The organism is Halobacteriovorax sp. BALOs_7, from assembly GCF_003612895.1.
Lineage (GTDB): Bacteria > Bdellovibrionota > Bacteriovoracia > Bacteriovoracales > Bacteriovoracaceae > Halobacteriovorax_A > Halobacteriovorax_A vibrionivorans.
Genome location: NZ_CP027772.1, coordinates 2,274,519 through 2,294,494 on the forward strand (window position 1 = coordinate 2,274,519; position 19,976 = coordinate 2,294,494).

Annotated in this window: 19 protein-coding genes; 3 read left to right on the forward strand and 16 right to left on the reverse strand. The window is 35.1% G+C overall.

What is annotated here, in order from left to right:
• Positions 1-13: 13 nt before the first annotated feature.
• On the forward strand, positions 14-1,063 hold the full coding sequence (locus tag BALOs_RS10845) for an NAD(P)-dependent alcohol dehydrogenase (protein ID WP_114705238.1): 1,050 nt from the start codon (positions 14-16) through the stop codon (positions 1,061-1,063).
• A gap of 37 nt (positions 1,064-1,100) precedes the next feature.
• On the opposite strand, the gene BALOs_RS10850 is transcribed toward BALOs_RS10845, so the two are convergent.
• Positions 1,101-1,559 carry a hypothetical protein gene (locus BALOs_RS10850; RefSeq protein ID WP_120405184.1) on the reverse strand — a complete coding sequence of 153 codons (459 nt, stop codon included), beginning with the start codon at positions 1,557-1,559 and terminating at the stop codon, positions 1,101-1,103.
• A gap of 117 nt (positions 1,560-1,676) precedes the next feature.
• Positions 1,677-3,047 (reverse strand): HAMP domain-containing sensor histidine kinase, encoded by a 1,371-nt coding sequence (locus BALOs_RS10855; protein WP_120405185.1) that lies wholly within the window; start codon positions 3,045-3,047, stop codon positions 1,677-1,679.
• Between the two features lie 135 nt (positions 3,048-3,182).
• On the opposite strand from BALOs_RS10855, the gene BALOs_RS10860 reads away from it, so the two are divergent.
• Complete coding sequence (locus BALOs_RS10860) at positions 3,183-3,983, forward strand: hypothetical protein (protein ID WP_120405186.1); 801 nt, start codon at positions 3,183-3,185, stop codon at positions 3,981-3,983.
• On the opposite strand, the gene BALOs_RS10865 is transcribed toward BALOs_RS10860, so the two are convergent.
• The 7 genes from BALOs_RS10865 to BALOs_RS10895 all read right to left on the reverse strand — a co-directional run bounded on the left by BALOs_RS10865 (position 3,980) and on the right by BALOs_RS10895 (position 9,541).
• A complete protein-coding gene (locus tag BALOs_RS10865; protein WP_120405187.1) occupies positions 3,980-4,900 on the reverse strand; it encodes a glutaminase in 921 nt (306 codons plus the stop codon). The genes BALOs_RS10860 and BALOs_RS10865 overlap by 4 nt on opposite strands.
• 232 nt (positions 4,901-5,132) lie before the next feature.
• Positions 5,133-5,762 (reverse strand): metallophosphatase domain-containing protein, encoded by a 630-nt coding sequence (locus tag BALOs_RS10870; RefSeq protein ID WP_114705243.1) that lies wholly within the window; start codon positions 5,760-5,762, stop codon positions 5,133-5,135.
• Positions 5,763-5,778: 16 nt separating this feature from the next.
• The gene (locus tag BALOs_RS10875; protein ID WP_120405188.1) at positions 5,779-6,387 is read right to left on the reverse strand and encodes a hypothetical protein; all 609 of its coding nucleotides are present in this window, start codon (positions 6,385-6,387) and stop codon (positions 5,779-5,781) included.
• Between the two features lie 115 nt (positions 6,388-6,502).
• Positions 6,503-7,261, reverse strand: a complete 759-nt coding sequence (locus BALOs_RS10880) for a hypothetical protein (protein ID WP_120405189.1) — start codon at positions 7,259-7,261, stop codon at positions 6,503-6,505.
• A 305-nt stretch (positions 7,262-7,566) separates the two neighbouring features.
• Positions 7,567-7,821: a hypothetical protein gene (locus BALOs_RS10885; RefSeq protein WP_120405190.1), complete on the reverse strand. Its 255-nt coding sequence runs from the start codon at positions 7,819-7,821 to the stop codon at positions 7,567-7,569.
• Positions 7,822-7,970: 149 nt separating this feature from the next.
• Positions 7,971-8,672 (reverse strand): MipA/OmpV family protein, encoded by a 702-nt coding sequence (locus tag BALOs_RS10890; protein WP_114705247.1) that lies wholly within the window; start codon positions 8,670-8,672, stop codon positions 7,971-7,973.
• Positions 8,673-8,755: 83 nt separating this feature from the next.
• Positions 8,756-9,541 (reverse strand): hypothetical protein, encoded by a 786-nt coding sequence (locus BALOs_RS10895; protein ID WP_120405191.1) that lies wholly within the window; start codon positions 9,539-9,541, stop codon positions 8,756-8,758.
• 131 nt (positions 9,542-9,672) lie between these two features.
• Between BALOs_RS10895 and BALOs_RS10900 the strand changes: the two genes are divergently transcribed.
• Positions 9,673-10,638 carry a tRNA-dihydrouridine synthase family protein gene (locus BALOs_RS10900; protein WP_120405192.1) on the forward strand — a complete coding sequence of 322 codons (966 nt, stop codon included), beginning with the start codon at positions 9,673-9,675 and terminating at the stop codon, positions 10,636-10,638.
• Positions 10,639-10,664: 26 nt separating this feature from the next.
• On the opposite strand, the gene BALOs_RS10905 is transcribed toward BALOs_RS10900, so the two are convergent.
• The 7 genes from BALOs_RS10905 to BALOs_RS10935 form a co-directional block, all read right to left on the reverse strand.
• On the reverse strand, positions 10,665-11,078 hold the full coding sequence (locus BALOs_RS10905) for a response regulator (RefSeq protein ID WP_120405193.1): 414 nt from the start codon (positions 11,076-11,078) through the stop codon (positions 10,665-10,667).
• Entirely contained in the window at positions 11,071-12,384 is a 1,314-nt protein-coding gene (locus BALOs_RS10910; RefSeq protein ID WP_162929654.1) for an ATP-binding protein, read from the reverse strand. Before BALOs_RS10910 ends, BALOs_RS10905 begins: the two co-directional genes overlap by 8 nt.
• Positions 12,385-12,596: 212 nt before the next feature.
• Positions 12,597-13,430, reverse strand: coding sequence for a hypothetical protein (locus BALOs_RS10915; protein ID WP_120405195.1), 834 nt, complete (start codon positions 13,428-13,430; stop codon positions 12,597-12,599).
• A gap of 416 nt (positions 13,431-13,846) precedes the next feature.
• Complete coding sequence (locus BALOs_RS10920) at positions 13,847-16,018, reverse strand: CHAT domain-containing protein (protein ID WP_120405196.1); 2,172 nt, start codon at positions 16,016-16,018, stop codon at positions 13,847-13,849.
• Between the two features lie 77 nt (positions 16,019-16,095).
• On the reverse strand, positions 16,096-17,052 hold the full coding sequence (locus tag BALOs_RS10925) for a HEPN domain-containing protein (RefSeq protein WP_120405197.1): 957 nt from the start codon (positions 17,050-17,052) through the stop codon (positions 16,096-16,098).
• Positions 17,053-17,065: 13 nt separating this feature from the next.
• The gene (locus BALOs_RS10930) at positions 17,066-18,220 is read right to left on the reverse strand and encodes a UvrD-helicase domain-containing protein (protein WP_162929655.1); all 1,155 of its coding nucleotides are present in this window, start codon (positions 18,218-18,220) and stop codon (positions 17,066-17,068) included.
• Complete coding sequence (locus tag BALOs_RS10935; protein ID WP_120405199.1) at positions 18,213-19,856, reverse strand: ATP-dependent endonuclease; 1,644 nt, start codon at positions 19,854-19,856, stop codon at positions 18,213-18,215. The genes BALOs_RS10930 and BALOs_RS10935 overlap by 8 nt, the downstream gene beginning before the upstream one ends.
• Positions 19,857-19,976 lie beyond the last annotated feature (120 nt).

Here is a 19,976-nt window from a genome sequence, read left to right on the forward strand (position 1 = left end):
AATTGGAGTAACAATGAAAACAGTAGGATACGCAGCACATTCACCAACATCGGGATTAGAACCTTATGAGTTTTCAAGAAGGAAACTAAGAGGGAACGATGTTGCCATTGAAATACTTTATAGTGGAATATGTCACTCTGATCTTCACACAGTACATGGAGACTGGGGAGAGCAACCCTACCCTCTTATTCCAGGACATGAAATTATCGGGAAAGTCATAGACGTAGGCCCAGAAGTAAAAAAATATAAAGTTGGCGATAGCGTCGGTGTCGGTTGCATGGTTGATAGTTGCCAAACTTGTGACCAATGCCATAATCATGAAGAACAATATTGTCGTGAAGGTATGACTGCAACATATGGCTCAGAAGATCGTATAACAGGAGAAATCACACAAGGTGGTTACTCAAAGCATATTGTTGCACGTGAAGAATTTGTTCTTAAAATCTCAGATAAACTTGATATCTCAAAAGCTGCACCAATTTTATGTGCAGGTATTACAACATACTCGCCTTTAAAAACATGGAATGTAAAAAAAGGAACTAGAGTTGGTGTAATTGGTCTTGGAGGCCTTGGGCACATGGCCGTAAAACTTGCATCAGCAATGGGTGCAGAAGTTACAGTTATTAGTCGATCTACAGATAAAGAAAAAGAAGCAAAGGCAATAGGTGCAAAAGCAATCCTATCATCTCGAGATGAAAGTGCACTCGAAGCAGCTGCTTCTTCTTTTGACTTAATTATCGATACAGTTCCTGTAAAACACGACTTTGATACATACACACCTCTACTTGATATCGATGGTACTCATGTGATCGTAGGTCAGGTAGGTGAAATGGATGAGCCCGTTACTGCGCCACTTATAATGGGAAGACGTCGTATTGCAGGTTCATTAATTGGTGGGATTAAAGAAACACAAGAGGTTTTGGATTTCTGTGCTGAACATAATATTCATCCAGACTGTGAGGTTATAAAGCCAGAGCAAATAAATGAAGCGTGGGATAAACTACAAAAAGAAAATCCATCTCATCGATATGTCATCGACATGACAAATTTAAAAGTATCGTAGAATAAAAAAAGGGCCATTAACTGGCCCTTTTCTATATTTAATTTCTTTCACAAGAATACAGAGAGAATTCTCCAGACCCATCAGAGCCATACATTTCAGTGATGAAGATTTCACCTTCATTTGAACGACGATACTGATAAGTTGCTCCATTAAAATCGCAGTCTTCACAAGTATCAACATAGAAGCCTAAACCACTTTGATTCCATTCATCATTTCTAATCGCTGTTGTACGAGCACCAGGAGTTACATATGTCCACTCTTCTCCAATATCATCATTATCTTCATGATTTTGGTTCATTGTTCCATCAATTATAACTTCTGTTCCTACAATTTCTTTTAGAGAATAAGGAAGTCCACGAGAATCATCTATTGCCTGAAACTCAACACTCATATTTATATAGACACCTTCACCATATACAAGCTCACAATTTAAACTAGCTGCTGAAAACGTGTAAGTTGATAATAATACAGTCATTACTGCAATAACTGACTTCATAGAGATCTCCTTAAGGTATTTGTTTTAAATCTAAATACTTATAAAAAGGTGTCTTTAAAAGATAAAATAAGAAATGTGTAAAAAAGAAAATAAATAAGAAGTTATTACTTACTGAAATTACTTACTTTGAAGATTTTTTGAAATCGTAACCTTAGTTCCGTTACCTAATGAAGATTCAAATTTAACTTTGAAATCCAATTCACGGCATACTTTCCTAATAATAAATAGTCCTAGGCCACGTCCTGTTTCACCATGTGTTCCTATTGTGCTTTGAAATAGCTTTTCAGAATTGCGATTAATATCATTAACAAGACTTCTTTCTATGCCTACTCCACTGTCTTCACATGAAATCTTTAATAAATCTTTTTCCACAGAAGCACTAATTTTAACTTCAGAATTTGCTTTTGAAAATTTAATCGCATTTTGAAGAATATTACCTAAAACACTCGCCTTCAGTGCTTCTTTATTTGTTCTAAAATGATAATTATCTTCACACTCTAGATTGAGAGAAATATTTACATCTTTGTTATTTGCTTGGTCTTGATATTCAAAGACCAACTCTTCAAGCAAGTTCTTTAGCGAAACATCAGCTAACATAAATGAACTTGAATGATCATCTATTACGTTACGAGTATTTTCAATGATGGCCTTAACTGACTTATAGTATATATCCAGTTTCTGATTGGCTTTTTCGATATCATTTCGCTTCATCAACCTTTTTACATGCTCTATAATCTGCATCTTATTGGCAATATCATGACTAATGATACGATTTGCTAAGAGAACATCTTTATGTGCCTCACTTATCTTCTTTTCTGCCAGCTCTAATTCGAGATTCTTTTTTTCAAGTTCATTACTATGTTGAAGATTATCAAAGATAAGCGTTTGGTAATACTTATCTAGTTTAAAGATCCTTAAAATAAAAAATTGAAAAGAAGTATAAAAAGATGGTGAGCTCATTTTCTCATCAATATGATAGATTAGAATATTTCCGTTTTGACTTGTCTTCACATCCCAAGTTAGCGAGTTTGAAATAAGTCTTGGGAGTGCTAGAAATACATCTCGATACATATCAACAAAAACAGGAAATATATCTTCCTCACTATTGAAAGTTAGTTTGATATCAAAAGTTGTTCTGCCTTTTTTAACAAGCTCAATACTAACAGCATTAGTATAAAATGTTTTAAAGGAATATTTTAAAATGAAATCGCCAACAAAACGAAAGCTAATCATACGTGAAAGAATATCAAGTACATGCTTAACAAACTTATTTGTTAAACCATGCCGAGTCATCCCTTCGTAGAATTTGTCATATTTATCATTGAGTGATTCTGTAATTACTTTGTAGTCATCCCAACTCATATATTTCTTTTCATCGCTCATGACTGAGTAGTCATAGCCTAAATTCTCAAAGAATGACTTTGGATCATCATTATTTTCAATAATGTAGTTTATATATGCATGGACTGCTTTATTACTAACGTTCAAATTACCCTCACTTAGTAATTATAGAGACATATGGCATCCTTTTGCAAAAAAGATCAATTTATAATCTTTCTTAACCTCATTTTAATAGAAATATCTCAGTAAAAATTGTAGAAAATGATGATTAAGGAGAACATAATGAATAGCATCATAAAAATAGTCTTAGTAATAACTCTGGGGCTTGCCTCTTCAGCAAGTACAAAAATTGAAAAAATGGAAGAGCTAGTTGGTAAATATGCTCACTATGATGTTGTATCCTATATAGGTGAATTATTCGGCCCTATTAAATTAAAGAATCGTATTATTAGTTTTGGAATCACAGAGTATTATCTTGAAGATGGAAAACTTATGTCTAAAGATCAATTCTGTTTTTCAGAATATAAAGCAAACCTCCCATTCCAAGCAAAGACTTCAGATGAATTCACAAGAGCAATAGAGCCAAAAGTTGTAGAGATGGAAATCATGCAAACAAATGGAGAACTGCTTATTCATCGCCCTGAAACTCCAACCCTTTTAGGAGTTGACCTAAATGATTATCGAGAAGACTTTCCATCCGACCCTAATGATCCTCGCTTTACAGATGATGATGAAGACGGGAATCCTGGAGTTACAGTCAACTTAACATTTAAACCATTTGTCGATGAAGAGTTATATATCGCTAGGAAAGAGATCTTTTCATACGATATGAAGAAAATGAAAAATGGGATTTTAGCAGGATTTGTAAGAGACCGTTCTCAGCAATATATTATCGGTGCTTCTAAGGATGATCTTGTTACAGAGAGCAACCCTATTCAAAATCCAGACCTTTCAAAAAGTCCAATATACTTAATTCCTTTAAAAGAAGACCTCGACTGTGATCAACTTAAAGAAAGAAGAGATCAGTATTTCCCAAAGAGAGACCGATCTCATAAGGGCTTCTATCGTTGGTATGAGAACTAGTAAATTGATTGCTCAGAATATGTTGTAAAGAGCTCTAAGGCCTTAATACCGGCAAGAGAATTGCCTGTTTTATCAAGACATGGAGACCATGTTGAAATGGACATCTCATTTGGAATTACACCAACAATTCCACCACCGACTCCTGACTTAGCAGGTATACCAACTCGGTAAGCGAAATCACCGACTGAATTATAAAGGCCACAAGTCATCATTATGGCATTCATGCGCTTATTCTGGCTCTTTGTTAAGATTCTCTTTCCATTCCACGGATTCTCTCCATTTGAGCTAAAAAGTCTAAATGATCTTGCAAGATCAACACATGACATTTCAATTGAGCATATAGAAGTATAGGCTTCGATTACTGTAGAGACATCATTACGAATATTACCAAAGCTTTTCATAAAATAAGTAAGAGCATAATTTCGATTAGCACATTCGAGCTCAGAGTCTCTAACTTTTTCATTAATATAAATATCTTCATTTCCGCTTAATTCACGCACAAACTTTAAGACTTCATTTATAGGATCTTCGTAGAGATCAAGAAGAATATCGACCACAACAATTGCACCAGCATTGATAAATGGATTACGAGGAATACCTTCTTCATTTTCCAACAACACGAGAGAATCAAATCTAGTTCCAGAAGGCTCTCGGCCAACACGTTCCCACAACTTTCCATCAAGCTTTGAGTAGGCCAAGACAAGGGTAAATACTTTTGAAATAGATTGAATAGAAAAAGACTTTTGAGAATTTCCAATTATATACTCATGTCCACTATTGGTACAAACAGACATTCCAAATTGGTTAGGATCAACTTTACCAAGTTCAGGTATATAGTCGGCAACCTTACCTCTTGTAATTAGAGGAGATATTTCTGAATAAATTCTTTCAAGTATTTGTGTGTATTTTTCTTCCATAGCGCATTCAAATTGAAATGGCCTGCTTAGTCAATTCCAGGGTAAAAACTATATACTATTAAGTAAAAATTAAGCTTAAATTAAAATTATGAATTTGTTTTGGTGCTAAGATATCTTTAGTGCAAGTTCTTGTTGGAGAATGATCACTCTGCGTACAGTACTCCGTTGCGTGTGCGGCTTAACAAAAAGGCCCTCTCTTTTATGACAGGGCCTTTTTATTTTCTAAGTGTTTCTAAATCTCTACGATAATTGGTTTATTCTGATAGATGTATTTCTCATCGAGGCTACAAGCATTGATAAACTTAATCCCATCTTGCTCCAAGACTCCATACTCTTCATGAATGTGCCCAAAAGCATGAATCTTTGGTTTAATTTCTAAGATCTTCTCTAAGAGAATATGACAGCCATCACGCTCACCATTGTAGCAAAGGTCCATAATATTGGCCGGTGGGCCATGAGTTAGAATGATATCCACATCATTTGGAATGAGCTCCCAATGTTTTTGTATTTCTTCTCCACGCTCTCTCATAAAGGCCCAATTATGATACATAGGAGTTATGGGAGAGCCCCATATTTTTAGGCCATCAAGCTCCACTAAAGAATCATTTAAATAAATAATACCATGCTCTTTTAGAATATTTTCTGCTTCTATTTTTCTATCATCTTCAAAAGAAAAATCGTGATTCCCAGCAATGACAACTTTATATTTGAAGTCTTGCATTCCGACAAAACGAGCAAAACTTTTAACATCATCAAGACTTCCCTTTCTTGTGAAATCTCCACAATGAAAAAGAATATCCCCACTTTCTAATGGAACTTTGTCATGCTGATTATGAGTATCTGAAAAAAATACGAGTTTCATAAGGTTGAAGTTTCAACTATTGTGAAAGAGCTTTCCCCGTTTTTGGATCAACCTGAACCTCATCGACAACGTGGCCTTTTTCGTAAAAATAGCGAAGAACACCTGTCTCTTTTGTAGAAGGTCGAAAAACACGCCCATCACCTGTTGTACATGCAGATTGAGTTGCATTTGGCTCACAGAATACTTCGTGTTTGATTGAAGCGGTCATATTACCAAATTCACTTTGAACTTCACTACACTTATCATCTTTTGCTGGAACAAGACTTCCATCTTCATATCGAAAGTTACACTTATTTGAAAAGTCGACTCCATTAATTGATTGTGTGACACTATTTACTTTTCCTTCGTTATTATAAGTAAAACGAGTTTTAATCTTGCCAACATTCTGCTCTAGAAGATAGTCACCACTTCTCCAGTTAGCAATTCGAAATTTATAATCAGGATGTACCTTGCCAGAGTCAGCAACACAGCTAAACGTGGTTGTCTTATTTGTACTATTTATTTCAGTCAATTTATAGAGGTAGCCACTAGGACATTTTTGTGAATTCTTATGATGATCCACTTCGTTTCTGGCCATGGCCGTCGTTGCACTTATTAGAAGGATAAATATACTGATTCTTTTCATAAGCAGCTTATCGGTTAAATTAACAAAATACCTTAGTAAAAAACTCGCGCTTTTAAAGTGTTGTTATTACAAGGTTTATGAGGTTTAAAAGAGTACTTATTTCAATAATTGTCATCTACTGGCTTTCAGAGCGAAAGGAATCTCTTCCAATTTCTCTTCTTGTAATTCCTGAGTCCTCTATACTTTTTCCCACATGTCTTGAAATATCTGCCAAATCACTATCAACACGTTGATATTCAAAACCGTGACAATTTACATTACGTACACCAACTGCAAACTCAGAACACTCGGTATTGGAAGACTGAGCTTCTCGACTCTTCTTCTGTTCATCTAAATAGAATTTCGCAAATTTTGCACATTCATCTGGAGAAGTATCGTCCATATTTAGACAACGATCGTAAGCTTTCATTCCATCTTCACCTAACTCTTCATGAACTTGGGCCTTAAGTGCAAACTTATGAGAAATATCCTTACAATACTTATTATTATTTGAAGACTTCAAGCAACGATCCATTCTGAAGTCAAATGCTTCACAAGCATAGTCCGTTGAGTAAGAACACTTACCTTTAATTGGAAGTGGCCTAGGCTTGCTTGAGACTTCGTTATTAGAAGTAGAAGAAGGAATTTCTGCTCCACACTTTATTTCACCTTCAACGATACTTCCTTCAACTCGTCCATCATTATTTCGTCCACATTTTGATTCAACTAAGTTAACTCGATACTCTAATTGACACCTACTACGATCAATAGAATTGGTTTTAGACTGGCAAGCATGTTGAATCTCTCTGGCCATTTTTATTTGTGCATCAGAGATAGCTTGAACATTTAGCGATTGAAATAGAAAGAAGGCTATGCAAATTAAAAATCGTTTCATAATGTCCCCAATTAAACGCCATTATATAAAGGCTTATCATCATGCATTTTCACCACAATTTTTATTCTAACACTCTTTATCGGTTTTTTATTTAGAAAACATTAAGTATTTAAAATGACTGAGACTCAATAAGATAATAAGACTTATCATACGGGACTATAAATATTTATATGCCAAGTTTTTGGTGGTCTCTATTAGTTTCTAAAGGATACTGTTGTAACATTTTGAATTTATTAAATTGTGGAAAAAAACATGGAAGTGCAGCTAGATATACTGCACTCCTTAAGAAATTTATTTTATTAGACTTATAGCTTGAACCAATTGTCTTTACATTCAAGTAGATTATCATCCTTCAGAATACACTGAGTTGGACGCTCTTCTCCGTAGGCTCCTACGTAGAAATCAACAATAGTATATGATCCAAGTTTTGAGACCTTCGCGATTTCAACATATCCATCAAAGCGTAATGCTGACTCAAGGATCTCAACTAGTTTCACTTCAGATGTTGCTAAAGACATACTTGAAGTAAGTAAACAAATCGCCATAATAATTTTTTTCATAATATTCTCTCAATCTAATGTTTTGTTTTATATAGACCTATAGATAGCAGGATCACAAGACGAAGTACTTAAACATTATGAGTTGTGTAGAATTTATAAGGTTTTGTTATCTTGAAAAGATAAAATGGAAGAATTGTGTAAATTAAATATTAAAATGTGTAATTCCAAAAAAAGCTGCCACGAGTATATGACTTCTTTTCGACAGTAGGTGAATTATAAATTTCATCATCAAAGAGTCTGTAGGAAAAATTTAAGACAAGTGAGTTGTGCTTATCAAGGATATAGGTATTTACAAGTGTTATTGTTTGAATGATGGCCTCTTCAACTTTATAAGCAGAGAAGTAACCTACTTCACTATCTCTTACTCCATAGTAGTAATTTGTATAATCAGAGCTAAAGACACCGTAAGTATATGAAGGAACGATGAAGTAATTCTTTGTAATCGGAAAACGCCAAGAAAATTTGAAATTATAATGTGTCCCTTTGTAGGTATTAGAGATATCAGCGGCATAACTTGCGCTAAGAAAGAATAAGCGCACCATTGCTCCCACATCGACAGCAGACTTACGAAGTTCTACTTCATGGGCCTTATAACGATCCCCGATCATATTCACTTTTAGTCGCATTTCTGCCAGATGATTTCCTAAGACACGTGCACTAACACTTGGGCCAGCAACTCTTAACCTTGGACTAAAGTAGCCAATCATCGGTACAATATTGAGCCCAAATGGCATAGGACTGACTTCATTTTCAACACGATACTCGCCAGGTTGAAAATATCCAATTCCAGTCACCCATTTTGCGTGAACAGATTGAGATATGAATAGAATTAAGAATATTAAATACTTCAATACTTTACCTTGATACACCTATGATACGAAGTATTCTGGTCAGGTACAAGAGGGCAATATCTTTGTTAAAATAAGTATTGAAATTACATAAAGAGCTGTTTCAAAGTTTTCTTTAGAATGTCCTGGCTCCATGCTTTAAAGTCTGGCCATTGCGGTTGCCAATTTAATGTCTTACGAGTCCATTCATTATTACACATCTTACTATTAGAGTTCTGACTAGAATATTCAACACCATTTGCCTGTTCACCTAAAACGATTTTTGCAAATTCACTCTTCGTCATAGGACTTCCGTCACATCCTAGGTATCTTGTACCTTTCGATCCACTTTCAAGTGCCTTCACTGATAGCTCAGCGGCATCTTGGGTGTGGATTAAGTTAAGTAGAGAGTCTTTTGATGAGTTAAGTTTCATCTTACTTTTTAAATACAGATGAGGGCCTCTGTGTTTGTCATAGAGTCCGGCCAATCTTAAAACACAACCACCTTTATCAATAACCATCTCTTCAACTGAAAATAAGCGATGCTCAGGATTTGCCTTTGAGTTTTCATTTACAACTCCTCCATTACTTTCCAAATAAACAGAAGTCGAAGAAATAAATAGAAAATTACCAGACTCATCCCAACACTTAAAAGCTTCCTCTACGAGTTCAGAGTAGTTATCTTTTGGAGGTATTGAAAATAAAATATTTGAAACTTTCGGAAGCTTTTCGCCATAACAAAAAGGAATGATTTCTTTTGAGCTAAGCTGCGAATGTTTTCTAGTTGTATTAGTGACACCAAATACTTCTTCACTAGGAAATCTGTCTTTCCAAAGAGTTGCAACTTTCTCTCCGAGATTGCCAGCGCCAAATACCAATAAATTATTTTTCATAGAGTCACCTAAGTAAATGAAACAAAATTCTCTGCTTCATTATGCCTTTTCCTTGAGCTTGCGTAAAGAAAAGCACCTAATCCCCTAATTCTTCTATACCAAAGGCATAAATTTAGTGTAGAAAATGAACTATGAGTTTTAATGATCACCTGGTTCTCGCCCCGATTCGTGGTGTAACCAACTACGTTTATCGCAATGCCTTAGAGCAGACCTTTTCTGGCGCAGATAGTGCCATCGCTCCCTATATTGTGACAAAACATACAAATGAACTCAATAAGCGCCAACTTCACGATGTTCTTCCTGAGAAGAACCTTCTTCCGACCACGGCCCAAATTCTCACAAAAGAAGTTGATCAATTCTTATATGTGGCCAATATCTATAAAGACTTTGGTGTTAAGAAGGTTAATTTAAATATGGGCTGCCCTTATCCAATGGTGGCCAACAGGACCAAAGGCTCAGGGCTTCTTCTTCATCCAGATAAAGTGGAAAAGCTTTTAACAGGAATCAAAGAAAAGTGTCCTATCGAGTTTTCAGTTAAGATTCGCCTTGGACGTGAGGATGTCTCCGAGATCAAAGAGATCATTCCCATGATCAACAAATTAGAAATCAATGACTTCACAATTCATGCTCGCTACGGAAAACAAATTTATGTTGGTGGCGTGGATCTTGATGCCTTTGAAGAGTGCTTGCCTCTATTAAATACAACTCCCTGCTATAACGGAGATATCAATACAGTAGAAGATTTCAAGGCCTACAAAGCAAGATTTCCACAGATTAATCGCTGGATGGTAGGACGCGCAGGCCTTTCAAACCCGGCCCTTATGGCCCAGATCAAGGGGTCAAAATTTAATGAACAAACCTATCTAGCAAAGTTTATTGAAATGCATAAACTTATGAGCGAAGAATACCTCTCAATGGACAATGCCAAATCAGACTACCTACAAAAAATGCGAGGTCATTGGCTCTACTTCAAAGATATCTTTGAGAATGAGCACAAGGTTTATAAGAAAGTTAAGAAGGCAAAATCCATCGAGCATTATAATGACGTTGTTGAATGGATCTTTGAGCAGGATTTGAATCCCGACTTTTTAGATTAAAGAGAAATGGTTTTAAAACCTTATTTTTACGCAGCACCTGGCCGACTGTCATTTAACTCAGGAAATTTATTTTTTATTAAATTAGTAAGCTTCTCAAAGTCCACTGGCTTTTCAAAATAATCAATCGCACCAAGTTCAGTTACTTTATCCTTGTATTCGTTACTTGAGTATCCAGAGATCATAATAGTGGCAATATTAGGATAACGTTTGCTCACTTCCTTTAATAATGTAATGCCATCCATACCTGGCATATTTATATCACTTAAGATCAAGATTACATCATGGCCTTCATCACTTTTTAAAACATTTAATGCATCTTCACCTGATATTGAAAATGTTAGATTCATTTTCTTCGACTTTATCCAATCTTTAAAAACATGTTTAAAAATAAAATACACATCCTCTTCATCATCAACGAGTAACACATGGATCTTAACCATCACTAATCTCCTTAGGAAACCTAATCTTTACAATTGTAAACTCATTTGGAACTGATTCAATAAAAACATCCCCTTCATTTTTCTCAACTATTGATTTTACAATAGAAAGACCAAGGCCTGAGCCTTCGACACCAGATTTCGTGGTAAAGAACGGTTCAAATACCTTATCTAAAACATCCTTTGGAACTCCCTCTCCATTATCTTTAACCTCGATTAAAATGTATTTATCTTTTTCGAATGTATTAACCATTAGCTCTGCTTCTTGATCACTTCCTGTAAACTTATTGTGAAGACTCTGAAGTGAATTCTCAAATAGATTTAAGAAAACAAATTGAATATCATTTGTGAAAAGATGAAGATCATGACTAATATTTGAAGAGTGGTTAAAGTTAAGCTTTATCCCTTCTGTTTTGAATACGGAAGCATGGAATGCATATTTGAAAGACTCCTTAATTAATTTCTTGATGGAATATTTTCTTTTTCCGCTATTTCGATTGTCTAGCATAATAGAGAGAATATTTTTCATCCTTAAGCTATGAGTCTTGATAATATCTAGTGCTTTCCCTAAGTCTTTAAAGTCACTATAGTCTCCATTTTTCATATCATTATATACTGAAGAGGCTATTTGACTTGAATTTACAACAAGGTTTAAAGGGTTTCTAATTTCGTGAGCAATACCTGTTGTAAGTCGTCCTAAAGCAGCTAGTTTTTCCTGTTCAAGCAAGCTCTCATGGGATTTCCTTATAACTTCTTCTTTCTCTTTAACCTGACATTCGACAATATTATTTAAATCCTTGATACTTTGATTGGCCTCTATCATTGCAAGTTCAACACCAACACGAGATGCAAATAATTCAATTGCCGATTCGAAGAAATCAACTTCATTAATAACTTTAGTATCTAAAATAACAAGTAGTCCGAAGAACTCACCAGTTGGAAGGATTACAGGTGCACCAACATAGGCTTCAACTCCCATCTGTTGTAGTAATTCATCTTCAGGAAAGTCAGAACATACATTAGAAGCATGTATACAAACTCTTCTGCCTGTTAAAACATTACTACAGGGAGTGCCATCCAGATTATACTCTAACTTTTCAACAAACTCCCCCTTGGCCATTGCATAATCACTGACAATGAGACTTGGGTCTTTTATTGAAGGCCGTCCAACAAAAATATAATCGACCTCAAGCTCCTTTACGATATTTGTCATTAGGCTTCTAATATAATCAGCACCAGACTTTTCTTGTGAGATAGTGAAAATCTTTTTTAAAACATGAATTTTTTCAACTTGTCCTAATTTGCTCATCTCATCGCTCATTTGCTACAATAAAATATTTTAGGAGAAAATAACGGAATAAATGTTTAAGAAGTATTAAGAATAGATAAGAAAATGAAATATTTTTTCACAATTACTTAACTGCCACTCGGTTTGACTCTCTGGAGACTTTTAAGCAAGGGTTCCAGATACCTTTCTTAGAACTAAGTAAAGAAAATCATCTGGAACCATATTAGCTTAACTTATTTATTTTTGTTTTTTGTCTTTTTTTGAAAAGATATCTTTAAACCCTTTCCCATTGCTTTCCCCCATCTATCAAATTCAACATTCGCTTCTTCAAGCACAATGTTGCTAACTTTTTTAAGCTCTTTATTCCCTGCGATGTCAGCAAGGTAAGTTTCAAATTCTTTTTTAGAAAGTGGTTTGTAAGTGTAAAGTGTCTGAACAAGAAGTACATTTTGAAGTTGAGGTCTCATTTGTGTCTTCATCAGATCAATTTGATACTCTTGTATTTTTTCACCTTGAGCTGCTTCTCCAACCCCCTTGATGATATTAACCATGACATCAACCATAAACTCGAGCATTCTTGTTTCATGAAGAAGCTTCATCGCTGTTTGAATTCTATCTTGAGATGGTTTATTTTTCGCCAAGCCTTGTGCAAACGATTGCATCTCCACCATAGCTTCAGGTGTTGACGCAGCCTCTTCAAGTCTTGAGACTTTTAGAATCTTCTCCTGCTTATGAAACTTTACTAGAGACTTCAATTCTTTTTTAGATAAGCTTGATATCATTCTCTTTTTAATGCTTGAAAGTATTCTTTCAGCCTTAAATCCTGACAACATCAATTCTTTTAGCTTTGCTTTCTCGTCAGCAGATAAGTTTTTAGCCTGAGCAGTTTGAGTATTGGCCTGTTGTTCTAAAATATCACTTAGAGATAATGTCTGTTTTTCAATCCCAGATAGGTCAACAATCTCGTCAACTAGCTTTTCTTTCTCATTTGAACTTTCAGCTAATGAGCTTTGAAACGTAAACATAATTAAAAAAGTAATTGGTACAAGACGTAATAGTAGGTTCATATTATCCCTCTTAAGATATAAATGATTAATAGATAGCTACACTTCGCCACTTTTTAATCTAAACTTAATATATTCACCGAAGACAACCTCTATAATTTCAAGCACATATCAACACTGTAACAATGAAGTGAATAACAAAATGAACACCTTACAACGCGAACCTCCACCCACTCTCAAGAGAAAAAAATTCAAAAAAAATGACCATAGTGATAAACTTCTGCCCACATAAAAAAGGAATTAAAAAGTGCCTGAGTTACCCGATCTATCTATGACCTATAATTAAACTTTAACAATTTCGTGAACTTGTCGATCGAAAAAGGCTTTCAGCGTTTTTCTTCTTTCATTCTATTTCATTTAAATTCATTGTTTTTCAGGATATTTCACAAATTCGGTGTACCGGGGCACCGAGATAAAAACTATTCTCCGGGAGTATAGTCAAACACTTCAAATGGAACCAAATCAGCTCGCCCAAGAATTGTGTAGTAATATGAATCGAAAATAACGGGTGAGGACCTTAAATAATTAGAAACACGCCTTTTATAACGCTTAGGAAAGCTATCCACAATATAACTGCCAATATTTTTAAAGGCGTCCTTACGTGTAAAGACATTACTCATTTGTAAGTACCACTTTAACTTAACCTTCAAGTACACCTCAATCTCTTGTTCACTCAAGTCAAACTCATCTAATAGCGGCATAGTATAGTCTTCAAAAACTGAAGTTCTTATAACGTGACTAAAAAAATTCAACAGATTTGGATGTATTCTCGTCTTAGAACAGGTTGAAAGATTTCTCAAAATCCTGAAATACAAAGAGGTTCCCTTTCGAATATCTATTGGTAAAAGAGTGGAGAGCACTGTTAGTGCTCCGCCCTCAAAGAAAGCATGTGCTATCGGATTTATATATCCATAAGTTGGAGCAGAGAAACAACATGATAATATAACAACAGGTGCCGAAATGCCATAATTAACCACATCCTCTCCTGTAAGTGTCTCCTTCCCAATACTCAGCACTGATTCTAATTTTTCAGGATTATTCACTCCATGTGTGTCCAAAATAAGAATGTCAGGCTTGTGCCTCTTAACTAATTGAGACAATTCCTCCTTACTTCTAGCCTCTTCAAAGACAATCCCTGCCATCTCATCCTTTTCGCCCGCCAACTTTTTCACTGCTGAAAAAGAGCTATATATATTTACATCATCAGGGGAAAGACAAACAACAAGTGTCCTACTTAGAACATCCTCTTTAATGCTAAATGTCCATGCAACAGACTTAACATACTGAGACATCAGACTTCCGTGGGATGTTTCTAATAACCTACAAACGTCGCTATACATAAAGAGTGGAACATCATTAATATTCATCCATTCTATTGGCAAATCAGACACGGCTACAATTTGCCCCCCTCTTGAGGCGATATACTGTTTAATCTTTTCATTTAGTGATTCATGAAATGTCCTACCAACCCTCGTTAAGTGTTTTTTTAGTTTTTTAAAATCATTTGTCTTCTTATAGTCCTCTGGCGAGAAATACTTTAAGAATTGATCAAACTTCTTCCCACCCAAAGGAAGCCGTAATACTGGATTACTATGAAAGGAAGCATGTAAAAAAACTATATTATCTAGAGCACTTATTCTTTCTGCGTGAATTCCTCCCCCAAAAGCAAATCCCTTCATACTATCTTCTGCGTTACCATCTAAAACTTGTACAGGAAAAGTGTAGTCGACATAACTCTGCTCTGTATTCAATCCTCTTCTGAAGCTATTTATATAAGCATTACTTATTGGAGCAAAACGACCATTCAAAACTCTGCCTAGATTGAATAAATTAGCATTAATATAGGGTTGCACAATAAACAATGAAGGCATATTCGATGCTACAGATACACCAGTTCCTTTAGATTCATCTCTTAATGAAATATGTAAAGAGTCTAAATCAACAAGTGAAGAATATAATTCTTCATTCCGATCACTCACTTCCAGGGCCTCTGGCGAGACGCTAGCCAACCAGTTCTTCCGGTTAAAATTCAAAGAAAACAACCTATTTACTAGAGAGGGGTTGAAGTTAGATAATACATACGTCTCGTCCACCTCCCAATTTGCTACTGCAGGAATAACAGTGTCTTTCAAATCTTCAGCAAGGAGGCTAGACTCTTTCAAGAAGTTTATGAGCAACGATATAAGCCCAGAGGGGGTAGAGAATACATTAGAGCCAAATTCATCTATACACTTATTCATATATTCTTCACTTGCCCCAAGGTAGCATACAAAAATATGCTTCAAGCCAAAACTTCGCAATTTATCAGGATCAACTGACTCAGAATGAATAAAGCAAACGGCATAACCTTCAGGACACAAAAGCTTCAACATACTGAGATCGTAAAACTCAAATTTTTCACTAAAAAAAACACTAGTCTTATAACCTAGTTGGAAAGAGCGGAAGCTAGAGAAACTTGAAATAATACTTGAGTCAACTATTTGAAAAAGGCTTTTGGGGCACAATTTAAGAAAATCTATCCACCCCTTAGATAGTGCTGCAGGAACACCAATTGGCGCCCCTGGCCCTCCTCTAAAGTCATTAGAGTCCATAATACATATATAAGGAATCTGAAATCTAGAATAAAATGTAGCTGAAATATTTCCTCCCCCCGAGCAATAACACTTAATTACAAAATCCTTCTTAACAAAGTGTTTCTAAGAGCTTGTTCATCACCTTGAAATAATTCATACAAAGAAAAATTCTGAAAAACCACAACCACGACCTCTTTAACTATATTCTCTATAAACCTTGAAAGCTCACCAATATTTTTAAGCTTCTTATCTTTAATTACAGCTCCATGGAATACATAGGACCTTATCGAATAACATTGCTTTAAAAGCTCATACACCTCTAGCTTATCCTCTACAGTACGGTCTAGAAATGAGATAGTAATCTGTGAAATTTGATGAGAAATCTCAGCCTTACTTGTATTAAACAAGCTTTCAAGCGCACAAACGAAAAATGCAACCCTTAACATCCAATCATTATGCGACCTAGCAATCTGTATATGGTATAAACACAATGATAATCTTGACTTGTTTTTTGATAGCTTAACGGTGGAGGCTTGCAGTTCCATATCTACTTTTGTAACAACTCTATTGAGGTCCCGAATTTCTTTTAATAGACTCTCTTCTAAGGTAACAACCCTATTCAATAAGTCAGAAGAGTAGATGTTGTTTCTGAGGTGGTTCTTATCCAGAATATTACTATCTCCAATTGAAACCACTAAATAACCATCGTCCAAAATGACCCCACCATCCATAAAGAGCCACGCGGTTGAAAAGAATGACTGAACCTCATAAAGTAAACGTAACAATTGTTGCTGCCTCTCGCCAGCGTCATGAACTATTGACTGATCTACATAATATTTACTATAAACAAATGACGATTGAACCTTCAGGTGATCATACTCAAGGCTTCCTATTTTTCCCTCAAGTTTTTTTTCATGAATATACTTACCAATCACGTCGAAATTATTTGTAATATACATTGTATCATTTATTCTAAGCCCTTTTCTGGACTTCACTTGAAACTCAGCCCCAACTAATGTAACGAAAAAAAAGGCTTCCAATTTATTTTTCATATTTAAAAACCTCTCAACTTTGCTGACTCAACCTCTTAAGCTTAAATAATCCCTCAGTAACCTTATCAATAACCTTAGCATTTTCTAGAGAACTCAAAGCTCTATCGTCAACAACAAAAGCAACACTCTGCCTAGCTCGTGTTATGGCTACATAAAATTCCGCACGGCTCTTATCAGCAAGCTCACTCTCGTTATCCTTTATCCACTCCAACATTGGTTTTGTAGGATAGATTAAAACCCTATCAGTCTCGAGTCCTTTCGATTTACCAAATGTCATATGCTCTCCCACAGACAACAAAACTGTTCTTTTATTGAGTCGTAATTGCAAAGGGGCATATCTCTCTATATAGCTTGCGGCTGTTTTCCTAGATACAAAAAACACACCATCGTGACCAGTAGTACTCTTGTTTTTAGAAATATTTTTTACTAATGAAGGATAAAGAGAATTGCTGTAATTAACAATATCATCGACACTACGGTGATTATAAATTAGAGAGGTATCATCGATTAGTATATCAGGCGTCTCCTTTTTAAAATATTGAACGATTTTACTTTTTGCATAATTTTTATTCTTCGATAGGTTTGTAGTGGAATATGTTCCCTGTCTTAGGTCTCCAACCATCAAGATATTAATCTTACTACAATGAAATATTTTAATTAAATTTAAGTCATAACCTGACATATCTTGTACCTCATCAATAAATATATATTGAAAACACCTGCTTAATCGACCGAGTAAGGCACCACTACTCTTTTCGTGACACCGAAAAGCAAACTTAGATATTTTGTCTGAATATATACAACCATTATTGTCAAAGTAATGTTTAACAAACTCTTTATTTTCATTAAAAAAAATGGGAGTCCTACCACGTCTATACTTTACCCCTGACTGACCATTGACAAGATTTAGTTGCGATATTCTTCTGTTTAAATAACACCCCTGGAATGGCCTTACACAATGTTCGAGCAGAAATGCCCACCAAGACATCACTGTAACATGTGAAGGGATGCAACCATATTTTTTATATAATCTACTTTTTAATGATTCCTCATTAGCATTAGTAAATGTAGTGATAAGTAATTTCCCATCACTAATACTATCTACACTCTCTATCAGGTACCTAGACTTCCCCGATCCAGCGCCAGCAATAACAATTTTACTACTCATCATTTATTGCCTTTAAAATGTATTCAGGTATATTGATTTTGTGACTTGTATTAAAAATCTTTAAAGCACACTCAGTCTTACTATTCTTCATAAACTTCCTGAGGTCGTCTTCATCTTGGTAGTTTGTCTCAAATACCTGATTCATGACTTGAAGACCATTCGCTTTTAAAATTTTGGGCTCTAATGTGTTATAGTTAAATGGCTTTCCCGATACAATTAAGCTCCCTTTATCTATAATTTCATCAAAACAAATTTTAATATTTGAATATTTTTTAGGATCATCAAGATATTTTTTATACTTCTTCTTTAATGCAGATAGGTCACCATCACTATCTGTCACTACGCACACTTCTTTATTAATCTTCTCTGCAATCTCAAGCCACCTTAAAAAAGAAACACCAACTGATATTACGTCAATGGAATCATTTATCGGCAACCTCCCCTTTACATCTGAATAGGCTTTTTGCACGATTAATTCATCAGAATCGCCTTCAACAAGAATAGCCTTATCGCAAAGGACCAATCTTAAAGTATCATACCCAGCAACTTTTTTAAAAAAATCGTAAGTATCTTCGGACAAATCACTCAACCGAACAGTCTTCTTGTTTGCCAAAAGAATAAGGTTTTTCAGTGACAATTTATTCGCAACATAGCTACTATGTGTACAAAGAATTACTTGCCTATCTTTGGAGCCACGAATTATACCATCAAGCAAAACATTTAACTTAGAGTATGATAAATGATTTTCAGGTTCCTCAAGCAAGAGCAAGTTTGATTCAATTGTCTTCGAATGTGAGAGTGCTAAATTTGTCTTAATTAAACATTGTTCACCTTTTCCAATTAAAGAGAATGGTACTGAATCAACATATGCACTTAGGCTACTTTCCCACGCACTTTGTGTATTTAGGTCAGTGGAAATTGTGACATTTTTCTTCGTAACCCTTGATGATTTAGAGATTTTTTCATTTATACGTTTTATCGCATCATGATTTTTAAACTCATCCTTCATTCCGCGATGAGCTTGAGAAATCTCGACGAGCTCCTTTTCATCTAGTAAGTCCTTAATAATCCTGTTAACATAAACGTCTGATCCATTTCTATATCTGAATTCAGAAGAATCAATCAGTGCTGATTTCAAAGGGACTTGCCTGTTGGTTAGATAATTTCTAGCAAAAGACGACCTGACCACCTCATAATATTCAATAGGCAATGAATTTATCTCGCCGTGCTTAACCAGGTTTTCGTACTCAAGCTTATACCTCTCATCAAACTGAACTTTATAATACAAACCTACATTACCTGACTTTAAGCTATTATCATCCCCCATAAACTCAGGAATTGAGTCATCGTCTAAATAAAGCTCTAAAAGAAATGATGGCGGCTCCTTTTTATTATCTGTGTTTAATGACGATAGATACTCGTTAACAATATCAACATTAAATAAGTGTTCACTCAACTCTGCTTTAAAGTACCTTCCACCAACAAAGCCAGTTAAACATAAGTTGATAGCTTCAAGTATAGTCGACTTCCCTTGTTCATTATCTCCAACGATAATATTAATTCCTTCATCAAGAGATATTTCAAACTTCCCGTAAAAACTTTTAAAATTATAAACAATAAGTTTTTTTATATGCAAAACTGCTCCATGTATTAAGTTTGTTCATCACTCTCGCATGAGCAGGAATCATTAAATACCCTACTCCACATTCCTATAAATAAGTGTCAAGTTACACTTCCCCCACGCTCTAAGCTCAGT

Bases quoted from the DNA above. Each gene is read 5' to 3' on its own strand.
- BALOs_RS10845 (WP_114705238.1), top strand. From the start codon at position 14: ATGAAAACAGTAGGATACGCAGCACATTCACCAACATCGGGATTAGAA.
- BALOs_RS10850 (WP_120405184.1), bottom strand. From the start codon at position 1,559: ATGAAGTCAGTTATTGCAGTAATGACTGTATTATTATCAACTTACACG.
- BALOs_RS10860 (WP_120405186.1), top strand. From the start codon at position 3,183: ATGAATAGCATCATAAAAATAGTCTTAGTAATAACTCTGGGGCTTGCC.
- BALOs_RS10865 (WP_120405187.1), bottom strand. From the start codon at position 4,900: ATGGAAGAAAAATACACACAAATACTTGAAAGAATTTATTCAGAAATA.
- BALOs_RS10870 (WP_114705243.1), bottom strand. From the start codon at position 5,762: ATGAAACTCGTATTTTTTTCAGATACTCATAATCAGCATGACAAAGTT.
- BALOs_RS10875 (WP_120405188.1), bottom strand. From the start codon at position 6,387: ATGAAAAGAATCAGTATATTTATCCTTCTAATAAGTGCAACGACGGCC.
- BALOs_RS10880 (WP_120405189.1), bottom strand. From the start codon at position 7,261: ATGAAACGATTTTTAATTTGCATAGCCTTCTTTCTATTTCAATCGCTA.
- BALOs_RS10885 (WP_120405190.1), bottom strand. From the start codon at position 7,821: ATGAAAAAAATTATTATGGCGATTTGTTTACTTACTTCAAGTATGTCT.
- BALOs_RS10895 (WP_120405191.1), bottom strand. From the start codon at position 9,541: ATGAAAAATAATTTATTGGTATTTGGCGCTGGCAATCTCGGAGAGAAA.
- BALOs_RS10900 (WP_120405192.1), top strand. From the start codon at position 9,673: ATGAGTTTTAATGATCACCTGGTTCTCGCCCCGATTCGTGGTGTAACC.
- BALOs_RS10905 (WP_120405193.1), bottom strand. From the start codon at position 11,078: ATGGTTAAGATCCATGTGTTACTCGTTGATGATGAAGAGGATGTGTAT.
- BALOs_RS10910 (WP_162929654.1), bottom strand. From the start codon at position 12,384: ATGAGCAAATTAGGACAAGTTGAAAAAATTCATGTTTTAAAAAAGATT.
- BALOs_RS10915 (WP_120405195.1), bottom strand. From the start codon at position 13,430: ATGAACCTACTATTACGTCTTGTACCAATTACTTTTTTAATTATGTTT.
- BALOs_RS10920 (WP_120405196.1), bottom strand. From the start codon at position 16,018: ATGGACTCTAATGACTTTAGAGGAGGGCCAGGGGCGCCAATTGGTGTT.
- BALOs_RS10925 (WP_120405197.1), bottom strand. From the start codon at position 17,052: ATGAAAAATAAATTGGAAGCCTTTTTTTTCGTTACATTAGTTGGGGCT.
- BALOs_RS10930 (WP_162929655.1), bottom strand. From the start codon at position 18,220: ATGAGTAGTAAAATTGTTATTGCTGGCGCTGGATCGGGGAAGTCTAGG.